This window comes from Streptomyces sp. NPDC096339 (assembly GCF_044762985.1).
In the GTDB taxonomy this organism is placed as follows: domain Bacteria; phylum Actinomycetota; class Actinomycetes; order Streptomycetales; family Streptomycetaceae; genus Streptomyces.
Genome location: NZ_JBIWFI010000008.1, coordinates 114,660 through 132,571, shown reverse-complemented (window position 1 = coordinate 132,571; position 17,912 = coordinate 114,660). Strand labels below are relative to the sequence as shown.

Here is a 17,912-nt window from a genome sequence, read left to right as displayed (position 1 = left end):
GGGCCTCGTCTCTCCTGGTGGCGGTGGGCACGGTCAGCACATCCCGGCGGGCACGGACGTCCGGCAGCGGTTGCCGGTGAACTTGTTGCCGGTTCCGGTGCCCTGGTTGGCGAGGTCGGCCGGCTCGTTGCCGCGCACCACGTTGTCCTTGATGACGTTGTCGCTGTTCTTGGCGCCCACGAAGCTCTTGAACAGCAGGATGCCGCCCGAGAGCGGCGAGGAGCCGACGTTGTCGCGGATGGAGTTGGAGCGGATCACCGTCTCCTCGGCGCCGGTGAGCACGATGCCGACGCCCTGGATGTCGGGGAGGCGGGTGTTGCCCTTGCAGAACTTGTTGTTCGCGTGGATGCGGTTGCCGCGGATGGTCATGTCGCCGGCGCCGGGGATGCCCTCGTCGCCGACGACGAAGACGCCGCCGCAGTTCCCGGTGGCGGTGTTGTCGTTGACGGTGAGGTTCCGGACGCGCCTGACCGTCACTCCGATCCGGTTCCCGGTCAGGGTGTTGTCCCGGACCACGGCTCCGAGCGTGTCGGTGGCCCCGCCCTCCCGGTCGACGGTGTTGGCGATGAAGATGCCGGACTCCGCGTTGTCCCGGGCGGTGTTCCCGCGGAACAGCCCGCGGGTGGACCTCTCCTGGGCGATGCCCCAGGTGCCGTTCTTCTCGGAGATCACCTGCTCGACGGCGAGCCGGTCGGTGCGGGAGGCCCAGATGCCGTTCCGCTTGAAGCCGGAGACGGTCAGCGAGCGGATGTTCACCCGGTCGACGTCCTTCTCCGCCGTTCCCATGACGCAGATGCCGGTGTCGGCCTGGGAGCAGGCGGCGCCGGCCGCCCGGGCGGGCGGAGCCGCGGCGGGGGTCGCCGGCGGCTTGATGACGGTCTGGCGCCCCCAGCCGCGCAGGGTCAGCCGCTTGGTGATGAGTACGTTCTCCCGATAGGTGCCGGGCAGCACGGTGATGCTGTCTCCCGGCTTCGCGGCGTCCACGGCCGCCTGGATCGATTCTCCCGGATGCACCATGTGTCCGGCCGCGGCGGCGGGTGGCGCGGCGACTCCCAGACCGGCGGCCATGACGGCTGTGATGCATGTGAGGCACTTGAGTTGTCGGTTCGTCACCTTGCCGAAGCTAGGGGCGATCACCACCGCCCGCCACACCGGGTAAGCGGATGGATACATCCCGTCGGCAAACGGCTGCATTTTGAGGTTCACCGGCGTGGCGGCCTTCCCCTGTTGACCACCGGTCCGGAACCGGGCAGGTCGGCGGGGGTTTCCCCGCTCCGCCGGGGACGGGCAACGGGAAACCCGTCGACCCCGGCTCCGCCGCGGGCACACGCTGAAGGGGTCCGCACGAAGCGGGACCCGGAGAAAGACCGGAGCAGGACCGGAGCCAGACCCGAGGGGAAAACATGTTCAAGCTGTTCCGCGGCGCCGCCGCACTCGCGACCGCCACCGTCGCCGTCGTCGCGCTCAGCGGCACGGTTCAGGCCAAGCCCGCCGACGCGTGGGCCGGGTGCCCGGACGGAGCGGTCTGCATCTACCCGCAGAACCAGAACCCGGCCGTCAAGCCGACCCACGTCTTCTACAGCTACGGGGCCCACAACCTGAACGGCCAGTACGGGAACCACTGGGTCCTCAACAACCAGTACGGCGGTGCGACCGCAAACCTGTGCACGGGCTACAACGGCGCGGGCTGCGGCAACCCCATCGCGGCCAAGACGGGCGTCTACGCCGACCTGACGCCCATCAACTCGATCCGCCTCAACCCCTAGCACCGCGACCCGAGCAGCCGCGTCCGGAGCCGTACCCGAAACGGCTCCGGACGCGCCTGATCCGGTCACGCACGTGCGTGGACCCGGCTCACCGTCAGACCCCCGCTGTAGCCTGGGCAGTGCCGTCTCGCTGCCTCGGCACGCACCGCCATGGGGGATGTTGTGGGGGATCCGGACCACCGTCGCAAGACCGGTCACCAGCTCGATTCCGACCTCGCCGAAGACGCCGACGCGCCCTTCCCCGTCCGATTGCGGCGTCTGCGTGTGCAACGCGGGCTGTCGCTGGCCGACCTGGCCAGGCAGACGCACTACAGCAAGGGCTACCTGAGCAAGATCGAGACCGGCGCGAAGCGGGCGACCCCCGACGTGGCGCGCCGCTGCGACGAGGTACTGCGAGCGGAGGGCGAACTCCTGCGGATGGTGCGGGAAAACGAACCACCGCCGCCTGCGGACCACCCGGCCGAGTCCGACGAGTGTCCGTACCGCGGTCTGCCGGCGTTCACCGTGCGGGAGGCGGGCTGGTTCTTCGGCCGGGAGCGGGCCACCGCCGAGCTGGTCGAGCGGGTCTTCGAACGGACCGGCAGCGGTCCCCTGCTGCTGGTCGCCCCGTCCGGCGCCGGCAAGTCGTCCCTGCTGAACGCCGGTCTCGTGCCGGCGCTGCGACGCCCCGGCGGCTTCCCGATGGCGGGCGCCGACTCCTGGCCGGTGGTGCGGCTCACCCCCACGGCGCACCCCCTGGACGAGCTGCTGGACCGTACCGCGAAGGTGCTCGGCAGCGATCTCGGTCTCACCGCGGAGGGGTTGACGGCCGAGCCGGCGGCCCTGCTCGCGGCCGTCCACCGACTGCACGGCGGCTCCCCCGCGGACCCGCGGGACCGGCCGGCTCCGCCGCGGCGGCCGGTGCTGATCGTCGATCAGTTCGAGGAGCTGTTCACCCTCTGCTCCGACGAGGAGGAACGGCGCGCGTTCGTCCGGGTGCTGCGGGCCCTGGCCGCGGCCCGTCCGGCGGAGGGCGGGCACGACCCGGCCGTCGTGGTGCTCGGCGTACGGGCCGACTTCTCGGGGAACTGCCTGGACCTCCCCGAGCTGGCACCGGTCTTCGCCGAGGGCCTGTTCGTGCTGCCGCCCATGTCCGTGGCGGAGCTGCGGGAGTCGGTCACGCGCCCGGCCCAGTGCGCCGGGCTCTCCCTCGAACCGGGCCTCGTCCCCCTGCTGCTGCGCGACGCCGGTCTGCGGGGCGACCCGGCGGACCGGATCCCCTCCGGCGCGCTCCCCCTGGTCTCCCACGCGCTGATGGCCACCTGGCGCCGGCGGGAGGGCGACACCCTGACCGTCGCCGGATACGAGCGGACCGGCGGGATCCGGGGGGCGGTCGCACGGACCGCCGAGGACGTCTTCGCCCGGTTGTACCCGGCCGAGCAGCGGACCGTCCGGCGGATGCTCGTACGGCTCGTCCACGTGGTCGACGGCGCCGACGGCACCGGGGTGACGCGGCGCCGGGTGAGTCGGAGCGAGCTCATGGCGGCGCAGCCGGCCGGGCCCGACCGCGCGACGGCCGCGCTCGACAGTTTCGTACGGGCCCGCCTGATCACCATGGACAGCGACACCGTGGAGATCACCCACGAGGCCCTCCTGGAAGCCTGGCCGCGGCTGCGCGGCTGGATCCGGACCGACCGGGCGGGGCTGCTGATCCACCAGCAACTGGCCCTCGCCGCCGCCGAGTGGGAGCGCGAGGGCCGCGATCCGTCGGCCCTCCACCGCGGCGCCCGGCTGGAGAACGCCCGCGCCTGGGCCGACGAGCTCGACGGCAGCGGCCGCCTCGGTCCCCTGGAGGAGGCCTTCCTGCGGGCCAGTCAGGCCGCCGAGGAGGCCCGGCAGCGGCAGGCCGGCCGCCAGGTGCGGCTGCGGCAGCGGATGCTGGCCACGCTCGTGGTCCTGCTGGTCCTCGCCGTGGGCGCGGGCGGGCTGGCGTACCAGCAGCGGGCCGGCGCGCTCGACCAGGAGCGCGTGGCACGGTCTCGGGCGCTCGCCCTGCAGTCCGCTGCGCTCTCGGCCGGGCAGCCCGAGGCCTCGATGCGGCTCGCCGGGGAGGCCTACCGCGCCGCGCCGACGAGCGAGGCCCGGGGCGCCCTGCTGAGCACGCAGTCACAGCCGTTCATCGCCCGGCTCGGCGGGCACGACGGGCCCGTCAACGCGGTGGCGTTCGCACCCGACGGCCGGACCCTGGCCTCGGCCGGGGCCGACGGCACGGTGCGCGTGCGGGAGACGGCCGGGCACCGCGTCCTGGCGTCCTTCACCGTGCCGGGCCGGGTCCGCGCGGTGGCGTTCAGCCCCGACGGCCGCACCCTCGCGGCCACTTCCGCGGACGGGCCGGCCCGGCTGTGGGACATCGCCGGGCGCCGTACCGCTGCGGTGCTCCCGGCGAGCACGTCCGGCGCCCGGGCCGTCGCCTTCGCCCCGGACGGCCGGACCCTGGCGGTCGCGGGCCCGGACGGGACGATCCGGCTGTGGGGCACGTCGGGGGACACGGCGGGCGGGTCGGCAGGCGATGCCGCGGCCGGGGAGGGATCCGGGGAACGCCGCGCCGTGGGCTCCCTGGAGGGGCACACGGGCCGGGTCAACGCCCTCGCCTACGCCCCGGACGGCCGGACGCTCGTCTCGGCCGGCGCGGACCGGACCGTACGGCTGTGGGATCCGGCGGGGGCCCTCCCCCCGGCCGTCCTCGCCGGGCACACCGACGAGGTGCTGGGAGTGGCCTTCGCCCCGGACGGCCGTACGGTCGCCAGCGGGGGCGTCGACCGGACCGTACGCCTGTGGGACGTGGCCGGCCGCCGCACCACCGCGACGCTGACCGGCAACAGCGACGACGTCAACGGCGTCGCGTACACCCCGGACGGGACGACGGTCGTCAGCGCGGGCGGAGACGGGGCGACCCGGCTGTGGGACGTGGACAGCGGCCGGCTGACGGCGACCCTGTCCGGGCACACCGACTACGTCCTCGGGGTGGCCGTGGACCCGGCGGGTGCGGTGCTGGCCACCGCCGGGTTCGACCAGTCGGTGGTGCTGTGGGACCTGCGCGGCGCGGTGCTGGCCTCGCGGCCGTTCTCGGAGATCTGGCACGCGGCCTACAGCCATGACGGGAAGCTGCTGGCCACGGCGGAGGGGGACCACGCGGTGCGGCTCTGGGACGTGCCGGGCCGCAAGGTGCTGGCCGCCTTCGAGGGGCACGGCGAGACGGTGTTCTCGGTGGCCTTCTCCCCCGACGGCCGCACGCTCGCCTCGGCCGGGTCCGACGGCACGATCCGGCTGTGGGACATCGCCGCGCGCCGCTCCTCGGCCGTCCTCCCGGGCCGGGCGGGGACGGTGTTCTCGGTGGCCTTCTCCCCCGACGGCCGCACCCTGGCCTCCGCCGGATCCGACGGCGCCGTCCGCCTGTGGGACACCGCGGGGCGCACCGAGTCGGCCGTCCTCACCGGTCACACGGACTTCGCCAACGACGTGGCGTTCAGCCCCGACGGGCGCACCCTGGCGAGCGCCGGTGACGATCTGACGGTGCGCCTGTGGGACGTGACCGGGCGCCGCGCGCTCGCCACGCTCACCGGCCACACGGGTGCGGTGCGCGGTGTGGCCTTCAGCCCCGACGGGTCGACCCTGGCCAGCAGCGGCAACGACGGGACGGTCCGGCTCTGGGACGCCCGGCGCCACCGCTTCGAGGCCGCGCTGAGCGGCCACACCGGTTCGGCCCGCGGAATCGCCTTCTCCCCCGACGGCCGCACCCTCGCCAGCAGCGGCAACGACCGTACGGTGCGGCTGTGGGACGTGGCCGGGCGCCGGGCGGTGGCCACGCTGTCGGGGCATACGAACGCGGTCTGGGGCGTGGTGTTCTCCCCGGACGGGCGGACGGTGGCCTCCAGCAGCACCGACGGCACGGTCCGGCTGTGGGACCCGGACGTCGAGGCGCGGCTGGCGGCGATCGCCCGGACGCTCCGTCCGGGCGACTGAGGACCGGTTTTCGCGAGCGGCGGCCCCTGAAAGGGCCTTTCACGCCTACGCGTTGGCGATGACCAGCAGGGTGCGGGCGGGCTCCGGGCCCGACAGGCGGCAGCGGTGCGGGACTTCGCCGCGGTGGTGGGCGCTCTGGCCCGCGCGCAGGGTGAGCGGCTCCTCACCCTCGACCTCCAGCACGATCTCGCCCGCCAGGACGTACAGGAAGTCCTCGCCGGGGTGTTCGAACCAGCCGCGCTCGCCCTGGCCGGGTTCGAAGTGGTGCTCGTAGGCCTCCATGAGGGTGCTGCGCCCACCGGGGATGAGCACCTGCGCGATCTGCCCCGCGGCCTCGTTGACCCGGATCACCTGCGGGTCCGCCTCGTGGCTGACCGTGCCGGGCCGGCCGGGCGGCCGCAGGAAGGTGCCCGGCGTGACGTCGAGGGCCTCGGCGATCCGGTAGATCGAGCTGAGGCTGGGCGTGGCGAGCCCGCGTTCCAACTGGCTGAGGAAGGGCTGCGAGAGGCCCGACCGGGCGGCGAGCACGGCCATGGAGACGCCGCGTTGCTTGCGGCAGCCGCGGATCACCTGTCCGACCTCGATGGCTTCGGGCGTGGGTTCGGGGCGAGACACGCTGGTGAACGTACCTCATGGCGGATCACGGGCCGGACGGCTCCGGGAGGTTTCGCACTGCCGCAACACTCCCTTAATAAGCGTCGTCAATTATTGACCTCACTTATCCCGCCTTGAGCGAACGCCCTCCTCGGGCGAACGCACGACCCAGGAGCCGCCCCGTGCACGCCACCCCCTCACCGCCCGGCCGGGCCCTCGGCCGACTCGGCCCGGCCCTGGGCGCGGCCGGTGCCGTACTCGCCCTCTGGTACCTGCTCGCCCGGTCCGGTGCGGTGGCTCCGGGTCTGCTGCCGACGCCCGCGCAGACCCTCGCCGCGCTCGTGGACAGTGCGGCCGGCGGCACGCTGGCCACGGATCTCGGCGCCAGCCTCACCCGGGCGGGACAGGGCTTCGCCTTGGGCGCGGCCGTCGGCAGCGCGCTCGGCTTCGCCACCGGCAGCCTGCCCTGGCTGTCCGCCGCCGTGTCCCCTGTGGTCTCCTTCCTCCGCCCGATTCCGGCGATCGCGCTGGTTCCGCTGGCCACCGCCTGGTTCGGCATCGGCGAGAGCGCGAAGCGGCTGCTCATCGCCTACGCCGTCCTCCTCGCGGTGTGGCTGTACGTGCACGACGGGGTGTCCCGGGTGCCCGTCTCGCACCTGCGGGCGGCCCGGTCGCTCGGGGCGCCCCTGCACCGGCGGATCACCGAGGTCCTGCTGCCCGCCGCGGCCCCCGCCCTGCTCGCGGCGCTGCGCTACGGAGCCTCGGTGGCGCTGCTCGCGCTGGTCGCGGCCGAACTGGGCGGTGCGGACAGCGGATTGGCGTACCGGCTCCAGGTCGACGGCCAGTTCCTGCGGGTGGACCGGATGTTCGCCGGGCTGCTCGTCCTCGGGCTGCTCGGGGTCGCCGTCGACCTCGTACTGGCGGCGGCGGGCCGCCGGTTCGCGCACTGGAGCGAGTCATGAGCCTCGACGTACGCCTGGAGGGGCTGTCGGTCGGCTACGGCACGGCCCCGGTGCTGGAGCGCACCGACCTGGAGTTCCCGGCGGGCTCGTTCACGGCCCTGCTGGGCCCCAGCGGCTGCGGCAAGTCGACCGTGCTGAACACGATCGCCGGGTTCGTACGGCCCGCCTCCGGGCAGGTGACGGCCGGCTCGACGCCGGTGCTCGGACCGGGCCCGGAGCGGGGCGTGGTCTTCCAGCACTACGCGCTGTTCCCGTGGCGCACGGCCCGCGGCAACGTCGAGTTCGCCCTCAAGCGGCTCGGCCTGCCCCGCGCGGAACGCCGGCGGCGGGCCCTGGAGGCGCTGGCCGGAGTGGGACTCGCGGACGGCGCGGAGAAGTACCCGGCCGAGCTGTCGGGCGGGATGCGCCAGCGGGTGGCGCTGGCCCGCGCGCTGGCGGCCGAGCCGGAAGTCCTGCTGATGGACGAGCCGTTCGGGGCGCTCGACGCCTTGACCCGGACGCGGATGCAGGAGCTGCTGCGGGAGCTGTGGCAGCGCACCGGCACCACCGTCCTCTTCGTCACGCACGACATCGACGAGGCCCTGGCCCTCGCCCAGCGGGTGATCGTCCTCGGCGGCTCCCCGGGCCGCGTGCTCGCCGACCACCCCGTGCCGGCCGGGCCGCCGGACCCGGATCTCCGCGCCTTGATCGCACGCCACCTCGGCTCCGAATGATCGCCCCCGCCGGACCCTCGCCTCTCGCCCCTCCCCTTGACCCTCGCCTCTCGACTCTCGCCTCTCGACCCTCGCCTCTCGACTCTCGCCTCGTGACCCCGGAAGGACCTCCACCATGCTCAGACCCCGCGCAGTGGCCGCCGTACTCCTGACCGCCCTGCTCGGCACCTTCGCCACCGCTTGCGCCGGCTCCCCGTCCGACAAGGCGGGCAGCGGCGGCCGTCCGGCCGTCTCCATCGCGGCGAGCGACCACCTCGGCGGCGCCCCCGTCTACGTGGCCCAGGAGCGGGGGCTGTGGTCCGCCGAGGGCGTCGACGCCACCGTCACCACCCATCCCACCGGCCGCGACGCGCTGAACGCCGTCCTCGGCGGCCAGGCGCAGCTCGGCGTCGTCGGCGACCTGCCCGCCGTGACCGCCGCGCTGGGCGGGCGCGAACTGCGGGTCGTCGCCGACCTGTCCCGGTTCTCGGACTGGCGGCTGCTGACCCGGGCCGACCGGGGGATCACCGGTTTCGCCGCGCTGAAGGGCCGCAAGGTCGGCGTCCCGCAGGGCACGAACGTCGAGTACGCGCTGTCGCGGATGCTCGCCTCGGCGCAGTTGACGGCCGCCGACGTGACGGTGGTCAACCTCGCCCCGAACCAGGTCCCTTCCGCGCTGGCCCGCGGGGACATCGACGCCGGGGTCACCTTCCCCGGCTTCTACGACGCCACCCGCACCGCCCTGGGCACGGGCTACGCCGAGGTCCCCTTCACCGGGTACACCGCCAGGACCCTCCTCGTCGCCGGACCCAAGGCAGACAAGGACACCACGGCCGCGGTGCTCCGGGTGGTGCTGGGCGCGCAGCGCGAGATCGCCGCCGACCCGGCAGGGGCGCGCAAGGCCTTGGTCACGCAGTCCAAGGGCACCCTCCAGGCCGGATACGTCGACGTCTTCCAGCCCCGCTACACCTACGGCGCCGCCCTCTCCGCCGAGCTGCTCGCGCAGCTGGAGGAGGAGGCCGGCTGGGCGAAGGCGGCCCAGGGCCTGCCGGGCGCCGCGGACCGCGCCTCGCTGCGGCGGTACCTGGACCCCGCCCCCCTCACGGCCGCGGACCCGTCCGCCGTCACCGTCCACTGACGTCCCCCGAACCGAACTCCCCCACCCGACTTCCTTCGAGGAGATCCCCATGACCGTCGACCAGAACACCCTGCGCCGCCGCGGCGTCGGCCTCATCGCCCACGACCCCGAGCGCAGCTACGGCGGCTACACCCTCTACACGCCGATCACCAGCGCCGGCGAGATCCACCTCGTCGACATCGAGGGCCGCACCGCCCACACCTGGAACTCCCCTCACCCGCCGGGCCGCCAGGCGCAGCTCCTCCCGAACGGGAACCTCTTCTACGCGGCCAAGGACACCAGCGGCCCGGTCCTCTTCCCCATCTGGGAGGTCTACCACGGCGGCATCTTCCAGGAACTGGCCCCGGACTCCAGCGTCGTGCGCGAGGTCCGCCACCCCTTCCACCACCACGACGCCTCGATCCTGCGCAACGGCAACCTCCTCATCGGCGCCGTGGAACCCCTCGACCCCGCCGACGCGGCCCGGATCCGGGGCGGCATCCCCGGCTCCGAGGCTCCGGGCGGGGTGATCTACGGGGACGTGGTGTACGAACTGACCTGGGACGGCGAGATCGTGTGGCGCTGGGCCGCCATCGAGCACCTCGACCCCGAGGAGGTGCCGCTCGACCGGCACTTCGACCGCAACCACTGGCCGATGGCCAACACGGTCAACGAGAGCGCGGACGGTTCCATCGTGGTGGGCTTCCGCAGCGCGTCGACGGCCGTGTCGATCGACCGTGCCGACGGATCCGTCCAGTGGCGGTTCGGCCCGGACGTGCTCGCCCAGCAGCACCACCCGCACGAACTGCCCAGCGGCAACATCCTGGTCTTCGACAACGGCAGCTACCGCGACACGACGTCCGTGCCGTACTCGCGGGTGCTCGAGCTCGACCCGCGCACGGGCAAGGAGGTGTGGTCGTACGAGGACAACCCGCCGCAGAACTTCTACAGCCCGTACATGTCCAGCGCGCAGCGCCTGCCGAACGGCAACACCTTCATCGCCGAGGGCTCCTTCGGCCGGCTCTTCGAGGTGACCCCGGAGCGGGAGGTGGTGTGGGAGTTCGTGGTCCCGCAGTTCCGGTCCTTCGGCGACGGCGTGGGCCTGGAGTCCTCGGCCGGCGCCCAGAACTCCGTCTTCCGCGCCTACCGTTACAGCGCGCAGGAGCTGCCCTGGCTGTAAACGGAAGCCCCGTTTTATTTCACCAAAGGGCGTTCTGTGTACGGCGGATGACATTGCCGTGCGCTTGACGGGACATCGATATCGAGGACGTTGACAGCTCTTCAGGGGGCTGCCTAGCTTACGCCGCAGACAAAGACATCAGCGGCCTCTTTCTGTCCGGTATGACGGCTGCTTTTCGAGAATTCACCTTGTCGAAGCCGAAACCGCTGGAGCGTCCGTGACCGAATCGCTCACCCTCGTCGCACCCACCGGCCGGTCCGGGGAACCCCCCGGGCCGGCCGAGCGGGTCCTGCCGCTGCGCCGGCCCGGGCGGTGGATCGCCACCGCCCTCGTGCTGGTGCTGGTCGCCCAGGCCGGCCACGGTCTGTTCACCAACCCCTTCTACCAGTGGGACCGATTCGCCTACTGGTTCGTGCGGCCCGCCATTCTGGACGGACTGCTCATCACCCTCCAGGTGGCCGCGCTCAGCGCGCTCCTCGGTCTGGCCGGCGGGATCCTCCTCGCCCTCGCCAGGCTCTCGTCCAACCCGGTGCTGCGCTCGGTGAGTTGGACGTACGTCTGGCTGTTCCGTTCCGTGCCACTGATCGTGGTCCTGCTGTTCCTCTACAACTTCAGTGCGCTCTACCCCACCCTGAGCATCGGGGTCCCCTTCGGCCCCGCCTTCTTCACCTTCGACGAGTCCCGTCTCGCGACCGACACGGTGCTGGCGGTCGTGGGACTGAGCCTCGCGGAAGCGGCGTACGCGGCCGAGGTGGTCCGGGCGGGTCTGCTCTCCGTCGACCAGGGCCAGCACGAGGCGGCGGCGGCGCTGGGGCTGCCCAGGCGGTACCAGTTCGCCCGGATCGTCTTCCCCCAGGCGCTGCGCGCGATCGTCCCCGCGTACGTGAACCTGCTGCTCGGGCTGGTCAAGGCCACCTCGCTGGTCTTCTACGTGTCGCTCCTCGACCTCTTCGGCACGGTGCAGAGCCTCGGCAGCACCTATTCCGGCGACGTGGTGCCGCTGCTGCTGGTGGCCACCGCCTGGTACGTGATCCTCACCAGCGCACTGTCCGTCGTCCAGTTCTACGTGGAGCGGTACTACGCGCGCGGCGCCCTGCGCACCCTGCCGCCCACCCCCCTGGAGCGGGCCCGGGCGGGCCTGCGCGACCTGCGGGTCCGCTTCCGGAAGGAGACGGCGCGATGACCACGCCCACGACCACCACCGCTGCCACCACCGCTGCCACTGCCACTGCCACTGCCACTGCCACTGCCAACGCCACCCGACCCGCCGCGATCGAAGTCCACGACGTGCACAAGTGGTTCGCAGGCCGACGCGTCCTGGACGGAGTGAACCTCACGGTCGCTCCGGGCACGGTCACCGCGGTGCTGGGGCGCTCCGGTTCCGGCAAGTCCACGCTCCTGCGGGTCATCAACCACCTGGAGAAGCCCGAGGCCGGCCACGTCAGCGTGGGCGGCGAGCCGATCGGCGTGCATCGACACGGCAAACGACTCAAGGAGCTCCGCGAACGGGAGATCCTCGCCCAGCGGGCCCGGATCGGGTTCGTCTTCCAGAACTTCAACCTCTTCCCGCACCTGACCGTCCTGGACAACGTCGCCGCGGCCCCGGTGGCCACCGGGCGACTGTCCAGGTCCGAGTCCGAGGCGAGGGCGCGCGAGCTGCTGGAGCGGGTCGGGCTCGGAGACCGGGCCGGCGCGTACCCCAGACAGCTCTCCGGCGGCCAGCAGCAGCGCGTCGCCATCGCCCGCGCGCTCGCGCTTCGGCCCGGGGTCATCCTCTTCGACGAGCCCACCTCGGCGCTCGATCCCGAACTCGTCGGCGAGGTGCTGTCCGTCATCAAGGACCTCGCGGGCGGCGGCACCACGCTCGTCATCGTCACGCACGAGATCGGCTTCGCCCGCGAGGTGGCCGACGAGGTGGTCTTCCTCCACGAGGGCCGCATCGTCGAACAGGGGCCGCCCGAGGAGGTACTGGACCGGCCGGCCCACCCCCGTACCCGGGAGTTCCTGAGCAAGGTCCTCTGACCTCCCCCGCTCCCCCTCCCTCCCCCCCCGTAATCCAGCAAGGGAAAACCATGCGACGACACTCCATCCTGCGCACCGGACTCGTCCGCGGGCTCGGCGCCCTCACCACCACCGTCGCCCTCGGCTCCGTGCTCACCGCCTGCGGCGGCGATGCCGAGGCCGGTGAGCAGACCTCCGACCGCGTCACCGTCGGCGCCGTGTCGAACGGCGTCGCCCGGGAGACCGAGCTGTCCGTTCCGGTCGTCGAGTCGCTGCGCGCCCAGCTGCCCGCGGCCGTCCGTGACCGCGGCGAACTGGTCATCGGCGTCGGCGCGCTGCCCGCCGGCTTCCCACCGCTCGCCTACCCCGGCACCGACCAGCAGACCCTGACCGGGGCGGAGCCCGATCTCGGCCGACTGGTGGCGGCCACCCTCGGGCTCAAGCCCGTGGTGAAGAACTCCACCTGGGAGAACCTCTTCGTCGGCATCGACAGCGGCAAGGTCGACGTCGCCTTCTCGAACATCACGGTGACCGAGGAGCGCAAGAAGAAGTACGACTTCGCCTCGAACCGGAAGGACAACCTGGGCTTCGAGGTGCTGAAGGACAGCACCTGGAACTTCGGCGGCGACTTCCACAACCTCGCCGGCCGGAACATCGCGGTCGCTTCGGGCACCAACCAGGAGAAGATCCTGCTGGAGTGGCAGAAGAAGCTCCAGGCCGAGGGCAAGGACTTCAACGTCAAGTACTTCCCGGACGTCAACAGCACCTACCTGGCGCTGAGCGGCAGGAAGATCGACGTCAACTTCGCCCCGAACCCGGCCATCGCCTACCACATCACCCAGACGGCGAGCGGCAACGCGCCCACGCGCAACGCCGGTTCCCACTCGGGCGCGGGCGAGTCGATCCAGGGCCTGATCGCGGCGACCGCGAAGAAGGACAGCGGGCTGGCGGGGCCCGTGGCGGCCGCGATCAACCACCTGATCGAGAACGGGCAGTACGGCAAGCTGCTGGGCGCTTGGAACCTGTCCGACGAGGCCGTCACGACCTCCGAGGTCAACCCGCCCGGCCTGCCGCTGACCAACTCGTGAGCACGACCGCGCGCGCTCCGCTCTCCCCGCACGTGCTGGACAACCCTGCCTGGGCCTCGCTCTCGGGTGCGCACGCGGCCCTGGCCGAGCGTCCTCCGGGCGGCGGGCGGGCCGCGCGCTACCCCGAGGACGTCTCGCCCTTCACCGCGCTGGCCGATCCGGACGACCCGCGCGCCTGGGCCGACCTGCGCGCCCTGGTCGGGCCTGGCGAGGTCGCCTCGCTGGCCGGGGTACTGACCCCGCCCGACGGCTGGGAGACGGTGGGCGCGATCCAGGGCGTCCAGCTGGTCGACGCCTCGCTGCGTGCCGAACCCGCCCCCGAGGCGGTCCGGCTGGGCCCCGCCGACGTACCGGAGGTCCTGTCGCTGATCGAGCTGACGCGGCCCGGCCCGTTCCGGGCCCGTACCGTCGAGCTGGGCACGTACCTCGGCATCCGCCACCGGGGCCGGCTCGTGGCGATGGCCGGGGAGCGGCTGCGGCCGCCCGGGTGGACCGAGATCAGCGCGGTGTGCACCCACCCGGACCACCGGGGCAGGGGCCTGGCGACACGCCTGGTCCGCGCCGTGGCGGCCGGTATCCGGGAGCGCGGCGAGATCCCTTTCCTGCACACCGCCGCGAGCAACACCGAGGCGATCCGGCTCTACGAGTCGATCGGTTTCACCCTGCGCCACCGGCCCTTCTTCATGGCGGTCCGGGCGCCGGGAAACACCGCCGCCACACCCTCGTAATACCGCCAAGTTCTTTTCATACCGGGGTCATTGAAGGGCCCGTCGGCGCGCCGTAGCGTTTTCGAGAAGATCTCCCGTTCAACGGCCCGTCCGTTTCCGTTCCCTGCGCCCATTCCCTACGCCCATTCCGTACGTCCATTCCCTACGTCCATTCCCTACGTCCATTCCGTACGTCCATTCCGTACGGCCGATCAGGAAGGCTGCATTCGACGTGTCCACACTGCATCTCGCCGTCGCCCTCGACGGGGCGGGCCGGCATCCCGCCGCCTGGCGGGAGCCGGGCGCCCGGCCCGCCGAGCTGTTCACCGCCCGGTACTGGGCCGACGTCACCGCGGAGGCCGAGGCCGGACTGCTGGACTTCGTCACCTTCGACGACGGCCTCGCCCTCCAGTCCTCGTCCCCGTCGGATCCCGACCTGCGTACGGACCAGGTGCGCGGGCGGCTCGACGCGGTGCTCACCGCCGCCCGGATCGCACCCCTGACCCGGCACATCGGTCTGGTCCCCGGGGTGACGGCCACCCACACCGAGCCGTTCCACATCTCCAAGGCCATCGCGACCCTCGACCACGTCAGCCGTGGCCGCGCCGGCCTCGGCGTCCAGGTGAGCGGACTGCCGCACGAGGCACGTCACTTCGGGCGCCGCGCGTTCCCGGTGTCCGAGGCCGAGCTTCACGGGGAGGCCGCGGACCACGTCGAGGTCGTCCGGCGGCTGTGGGACAGCTGGGAGGACGACGCGGAGATCCGGGACGTGGCCACGGGCCGCTTCGTGGACCGCCGCAAGCTCCACTACATCGACTTCGAGGGGCGGCACTTCTCCGTGCGGGGCCCCTCCATCACCCCGCGCCCGCCGCAGGGACAGCCCCTGGTCGCGGCGGCGTCCGGGGTCCTGGACGGCTCGGCCGACCTCGTGTACGTCAACGCGCGCGACGCCGACGAGGCCCGCGCCGCCGTGTCCCGGGTCGCGGGCGACCCCGCGCACGTCTTCGGCGACCTCACGGTCTTCCTGGACACGGACGCCCGGGCCGCCGAAGACCGCCTCGCCCGGCTGGACGAGCTCGACCCGAGCCCGTACGCCGATGGCACGGCGAGCTTCACCGGCACCCCGGCGCAGCTCGCGGACCTGCTCCAGGACGCGCGGGCGGCGGGCCTGACCGGGTTCCGGCTGCGGCCCGGGGTGATCGCCCACGACCTGCCCGCGATCACCCGGTCCCTGGTGCCCGAGCTCCAGCGGCGCGGGGTCTTCCGCCGCGCGTACGGGGCGGACACCCTGCGTGGCCTGCTCGGGCTGGGGCGACCCGGCAACCGCTACGCCCGCCCGCCCGCCGCCTGAGCGCCACCAGACCGGAAAGGACGATCCATGAGCACCAAGCCGCTCAAGCGGATCCATCTCGCCGCCCACTTCCCGGGCGTCAACAACACCACCGTGTGGAGCGACCCGGCGGCCGGCAGCCACATCGACTTCGACTCGTTCGTCCATTTCGCGCGGACCGCCGAGCGCGCCAAGTTCGACTTCCTCTTCCTCGCCGAGGGACTGCGGCTGCGCGAACAGGGCGGGAAGATCTACGACTTGGACGTGGTGGGCCGGCCCGACACCTTCACGGTGCTCGCCGCGCTGGCGGCGGTCACCGAGCGCCTCGGCCTGACCGGCACCATCAACTCCACCTTCAACGAACCCTACGAGGTGGCCCGCCAGTTCGCCTCGCTCGACCACCTCTCCGACGGCCGGTCCGCCTGGAACGTCGTCACCTCCTGGGACGCCTTCACCGGGGAGAACTTCCGCCGCGGGGGCTTCCTGCCGCGCGAGGACCGCTACTCCCGCGCCAAGGAGTTCCTGGCCACGGCCACCGAGCTCTTCGACTCCTGGGACGGCACCGAGGTCGTCGCCGACGCGGGATCGGGCACCTTCCTGCGCGACGCCCGGGCCGGGGCCTTCCGCCACCAGGGGCGGCACTTCGACATCGAGGGCCGCTTCAACGTCCCGCGCAGCCCGCAGGGCCGTCCGGTGATCTTCCAGGCGGGCGACTCCGACGAGGGGCGCGAGTTCGCCGCCGCCGGCGCCGACGCGATCTTCGGCCGGTACGGGACCCTCGACGAGGGCCGCGCCTTCTACGCCGACGTCAAGGGCCGGCTGGCCAAGTACGGCCGTACGCACGACCAGTTGAAGATCCTGCCCGCCGCCACCTTCGTCCTCGGCGACACCGACGCCGAGGCGCAGGAGCTCGCCCACGAGGTGCGCCGGCTCCAGGTCAGCGGACAGACCGCGATCAAGTACCTGGAGCACGTCTGGAACCGGGACCTGTCGTCCTACGACCCGGACGGCCCGCTGCCCGACGTCGACCCGGAACCCGGCGAGAACACCGTCGCCCTCGGGCGGGCGAGCGTACGCCAGTTCTCCGACCCGCTCGCGACGGCGCGGCAGTGGCGCGAGCTCGCCGCGGCCAAGAACCTCTCCATCCGCGAGCTCGTCATCGCGACCACCTCCCGGCAGACCTTCGTCGGCTCGGCCGCCACGGTCGCCGACCGGATCAACGACCTGGTGCAGGCGGACGCGGCCGACGGCTTCATCCTGGTCCCGCACATCACCCCGGGCGGCCTGGACGTGTTCGCCGACACCGTCGTCCCCCTGCTCCAGGAGCGCGGGGTCTTCCGCACCGACTACGAGGGCACCACCCTGCGCGACCACCTCGGCCTCGCCGTGCCGGAGCCGGTCGCCGGGCGGGCCGCCGCCTCGTGAAGTTCCTCGCCATCACCCTGATCACGGACTCCGCCGATCCGGTGACCGGCGCCCCCACGCCCACCCGTCAGCGGTTCCGCGAGGTCGTCGACGCCGCGGTCTTCGCGGAGCAGCTCGGGTTCGACGGGTTCGGTGTGGGCGAGCGCCACGAGCGGCCGTTCCTGTCGTCCTCGCCGCCCGTGGTCCTCTCGCACATCGCCGCGCTGACCCGCCGGATCCGCCTGTTCACGGCCGTCACCACGCTGAGCCTGCTCGATCCGGTCCGGGCGTACGAGGACTACGCGACGCTGGACCACCTCAGCGACGGGCGCCTGGAGCTGATGATCGGCAAGGGCAACGGCACGGGCCTGCGCGAGCTGTTCCAGGTGACCCCCGAGGACCAGTGGGAGCGCAACTCCGAGAGCTACGAGCTGTTCCGGCGGCTCTGGCGCGAGGACAAGGTGACGGCCCGGCCGCGCTTCCGCCCCGAGCTGACGGCCGCGGAGGCGCTGCCGCGGCCGTTCCAGCGGGAGCTGCGCGTCTGGCACGGCAGCGCCACGAGCTGGGAATCCGTCGACCTCGCCGCGCGCCACGGCGATCCGCTGTTCTCGGCGAACGTCACCCACCCGATCGGCCCGTACGCCGAGCTGATCCGTCACTACCGGGAGCGCTGGGAGCACCACGGGCACGACCCGGCCCACGCGGTCGTCGGCGCGGGCACGGCCGGCTACCACGCGGCGCCCACCTCGCAGCGGGCGGTGGCCGCGTACCGGCCGGCCTTCGCCCGTTACCTGGCCTTCCACGAACAGCTGGGCGCGGCTCCCGTGTTCCCGACCCTGGAGGACTTCGTCGAGCGCAGCTCCGCGCTGATCGGCAGCCCGCAGCAGGTGATCGAGAAGGTCCACCGCTACCACGAGGAGTTCGGCCACACCGTCCTGCACCTGCAGGCCGAGCCGGGCGGGCTCACCCACGCGGAGCACCGTGCCTCGCTCGAACTCTTCCAGTCGCAGATCGCGCCGGTGCTCCGCCGCGAGATCCCCGACCCGCCCTTCTCCGACCTTTAAGGAGC

Annotated in this window: 15 protein-coding genes; 13 read left to right on the top strand and 2 right to left on the bottom strand. The window is 72.9% G+C overall.

Annotated features, from left to right (window positions below):
- Positions 1-33: 33 nt before the first annotated feature.
- The gene (locus ACIQ5Y_RS14165; RefSeq protein WP_403879479.1) at positions 34-1,068 is read right to left on the bottom strand and encodes a nitrous oxide reductase family maturation protein NosD; all 1,035 of its coding nucleotides are present in this window, start codon (positions 1,066-1,068) and stop codon (positions 34-36) included.
- A 335-nt stretch (positions 1,069-1,403) separates the two neighbouring features.
- On the opposite strand from ACIQ5Y_RS14165, the gene ACIQ5Y_RS14160 reads away from it, so the two are divergent.
- Both ACIQ5Y_RS14160 and ACIQ5Y_RS14155 read left to right on the top strand, forming a co-directional pair.
- On the top strand, positions 1,404-1,766 hold the full coding sequence (locus ACIQ5Y_RS14160) for a hypothetical protein (RefSeq protein ID WP_403879477.1): 363 nt from the start codon (positions 1,404-1,406) through the stop codon (positions 1,764-1,766).
- 162 nt (positions 1,767-1,928) lie between these two features.
- Positions 1,929-5,768 carry a helix-turn-helix domain-containing protein gene (locus ACIQ5Y_RS14155; RefSeq protein WP_403879475.1) on the top strand — a complete coding sequence of 1,280 codons (3,840 nt, stop codon included), beginning with the start codon at positions 1,929-1,931 and terminating at the stop codon, positions 5,766-5,768.
- 45 nt (positions 5,769-5,813) lie between these two features.
- Here the strand turns inward: ACIQ5Y_RS14155 and ACIQ5Y_RS14150 are convergent, their stop codons facing one another.
- Entirely contained in the window at positions 5,814-6,383 is a 570-nt protein-coding gene (locus tag ACIQ5Y_RS14150; protein ID WP_403879473.1) for a helix-turn-helix domain-containing protein, read from the bottom strand.
- A 161-nt stretch (positions 6,384-6,544) separates the two neighbouring features.
- Here ACIQ5Y_RS14150 and ACIQ5Y_RS14145 point away from each other — a divergent pair, with 161 nt between their 5' ends.
- From ACIQ5Y_RS14145 to ACIQ5Y_RS14095, 11 genes are all read left to right on the top strand, one after another.
- Positions 6,545-7,324 carry an ABC transporter permease gene (locus ACIQ5Y_RS14145; protein ID WP_403879471.1) on the top strand — a complete coding sequence of 260 codons (780 nt, stop codon included), beginning with the start codon at positions 6,545-6,547 and terminating at the stop codon, positions 7,322-7,324.
- The gene (locus tag ACIQ5Y_RS14140; protein ID WP_403879469.1) at positions 7,321-8,037 is read left to right on the top strand and encodes an ABC transporter ATP-binding protein; all 717 of its coding nucleotides are present in this window, start codon (positions 7,321-7,323) and stop codon (positions 8,035-8,037) included. The genes ACIQ5Y_RS14145 and ACIQ5Y_RS14140 overlap by 4 nt, the downstream gene beginning before the upstream one ends.
- A gap of 115 nt (positions 8,038-8,152) precedes the next feature.
- Positions 8,153-9,154 (top strand): ABC transporter substrate-binding protein, encoded by a 1,002-nt coding sequence (locus ACIQ5Y_RS14135; protein WP_403879467.1) that lies wholly within the window; start codon positions 8,153-8,155, stop codon positions 9,152-9,154.
- A gap of 49 nt (positions 9,155-9,203) precedes the next feature.
- A complete protein-coding gene (locus ACIQ5Y_RS14130; protein ID WP_403879465.1) occupies positions 9,204-10,313 on the top strand; it encodes an aryl-sulfate sulfotransferase in 1,110 nt (369 codons plus the stop codon).
- 217 nt (positions 10,314-10,530) lie between these two features.
- On the top strand, positions 10,531-11,496 hold the full coding sequence (locus tag ACIQ5Y_RS14125; RefSeq protein ID WP_403879463.1) for an amino acid ABC transporter permease: 966 nt from the start codon (positions 10,531-10,533) through the stop codon (positions 11,494-11,496).
- Positions 11,493-12,335, top strand: coding sequence for an amino acid ABC transporter ATP-binding protein (locus ACIQ5Y_RS14120; protein WP_403879461.1), 843 nt, complete (start codon positions 11,493-11,495; stop codon positions 12,333-12,335). Before ACIQ5Y_RS14125 ends, ACIQ5Y_RS14120 begins: the two co-directional genes overlap by 4 nt.
- A gap of 50 nt (positions 12,336-12,385) precedes the next feature.
- Positions 12,386-13,402, top strand: coding sequence for a transporter substrate-binding domain-containing protein (locus tag ACIQ5Y_RS14115; protein ID WP_403879459.1), 1,017 nt, complete (start codon positions 12,386-12,388; stop codon positions 13,400-13,402).
- Entirely contained in the window at positions 13,399-14,130 is a 732-nt protein-coding gene (locus tag ACIQ5Y_RS14110) for a GNAT family N-acetyltransferase (protein WP_403879457.1), read from the top strand. The genes ACIQ5Y_RS14115 and ACIQ5Y_RS14110 overlap by 4 nt, the downstream gene beginning before the upstream one ends.
- Positions 14,131-14,341: 211 nt before the next feature.
- Positions 14,342-15,460 (top strand): LLM class flavin-dependent oxidoreductase, encoded by a 1,119-nt coding sequence (locus tag ACIQ5Y_RS14105; protein WP_403879455.1) that lies wholly within the window; start codon positions 14,342-14,344, stop codon positions 15,458-15,460.
- A 27-nt stretch (positions 15,461-15,487) separates the two neighbouring features.
- Positions 15,488-16,864, top strand: a complete 1,377-nt coding sequence (locus ACIQ5Y_RS14100) for an NtaA/DmoA family FMN-dependent monooxygenase (protein ID WP_403879453.1) — start codon at positions 15,488-15,490, stop codon at positions 16,862-16,864.
- Positions 16,861-17,907, top strand: coding sequence for an LLM class flavin-dependent oxidoreductase (locus ACIQ5Y_RS14095; protein ID WP_403879451.1), 1,047 nt, complete (start codon positions 16,861-16,863; stop codon positions 17,905-17,907). The genes ACIQ5Y_RS14100 and ACIQ5Y_RS14095 overlap by 4 nt, the downstream gene beginning before the upstream one ends.
- Positions 17,908-17,912: the final 5 nt, after the last annotated feature.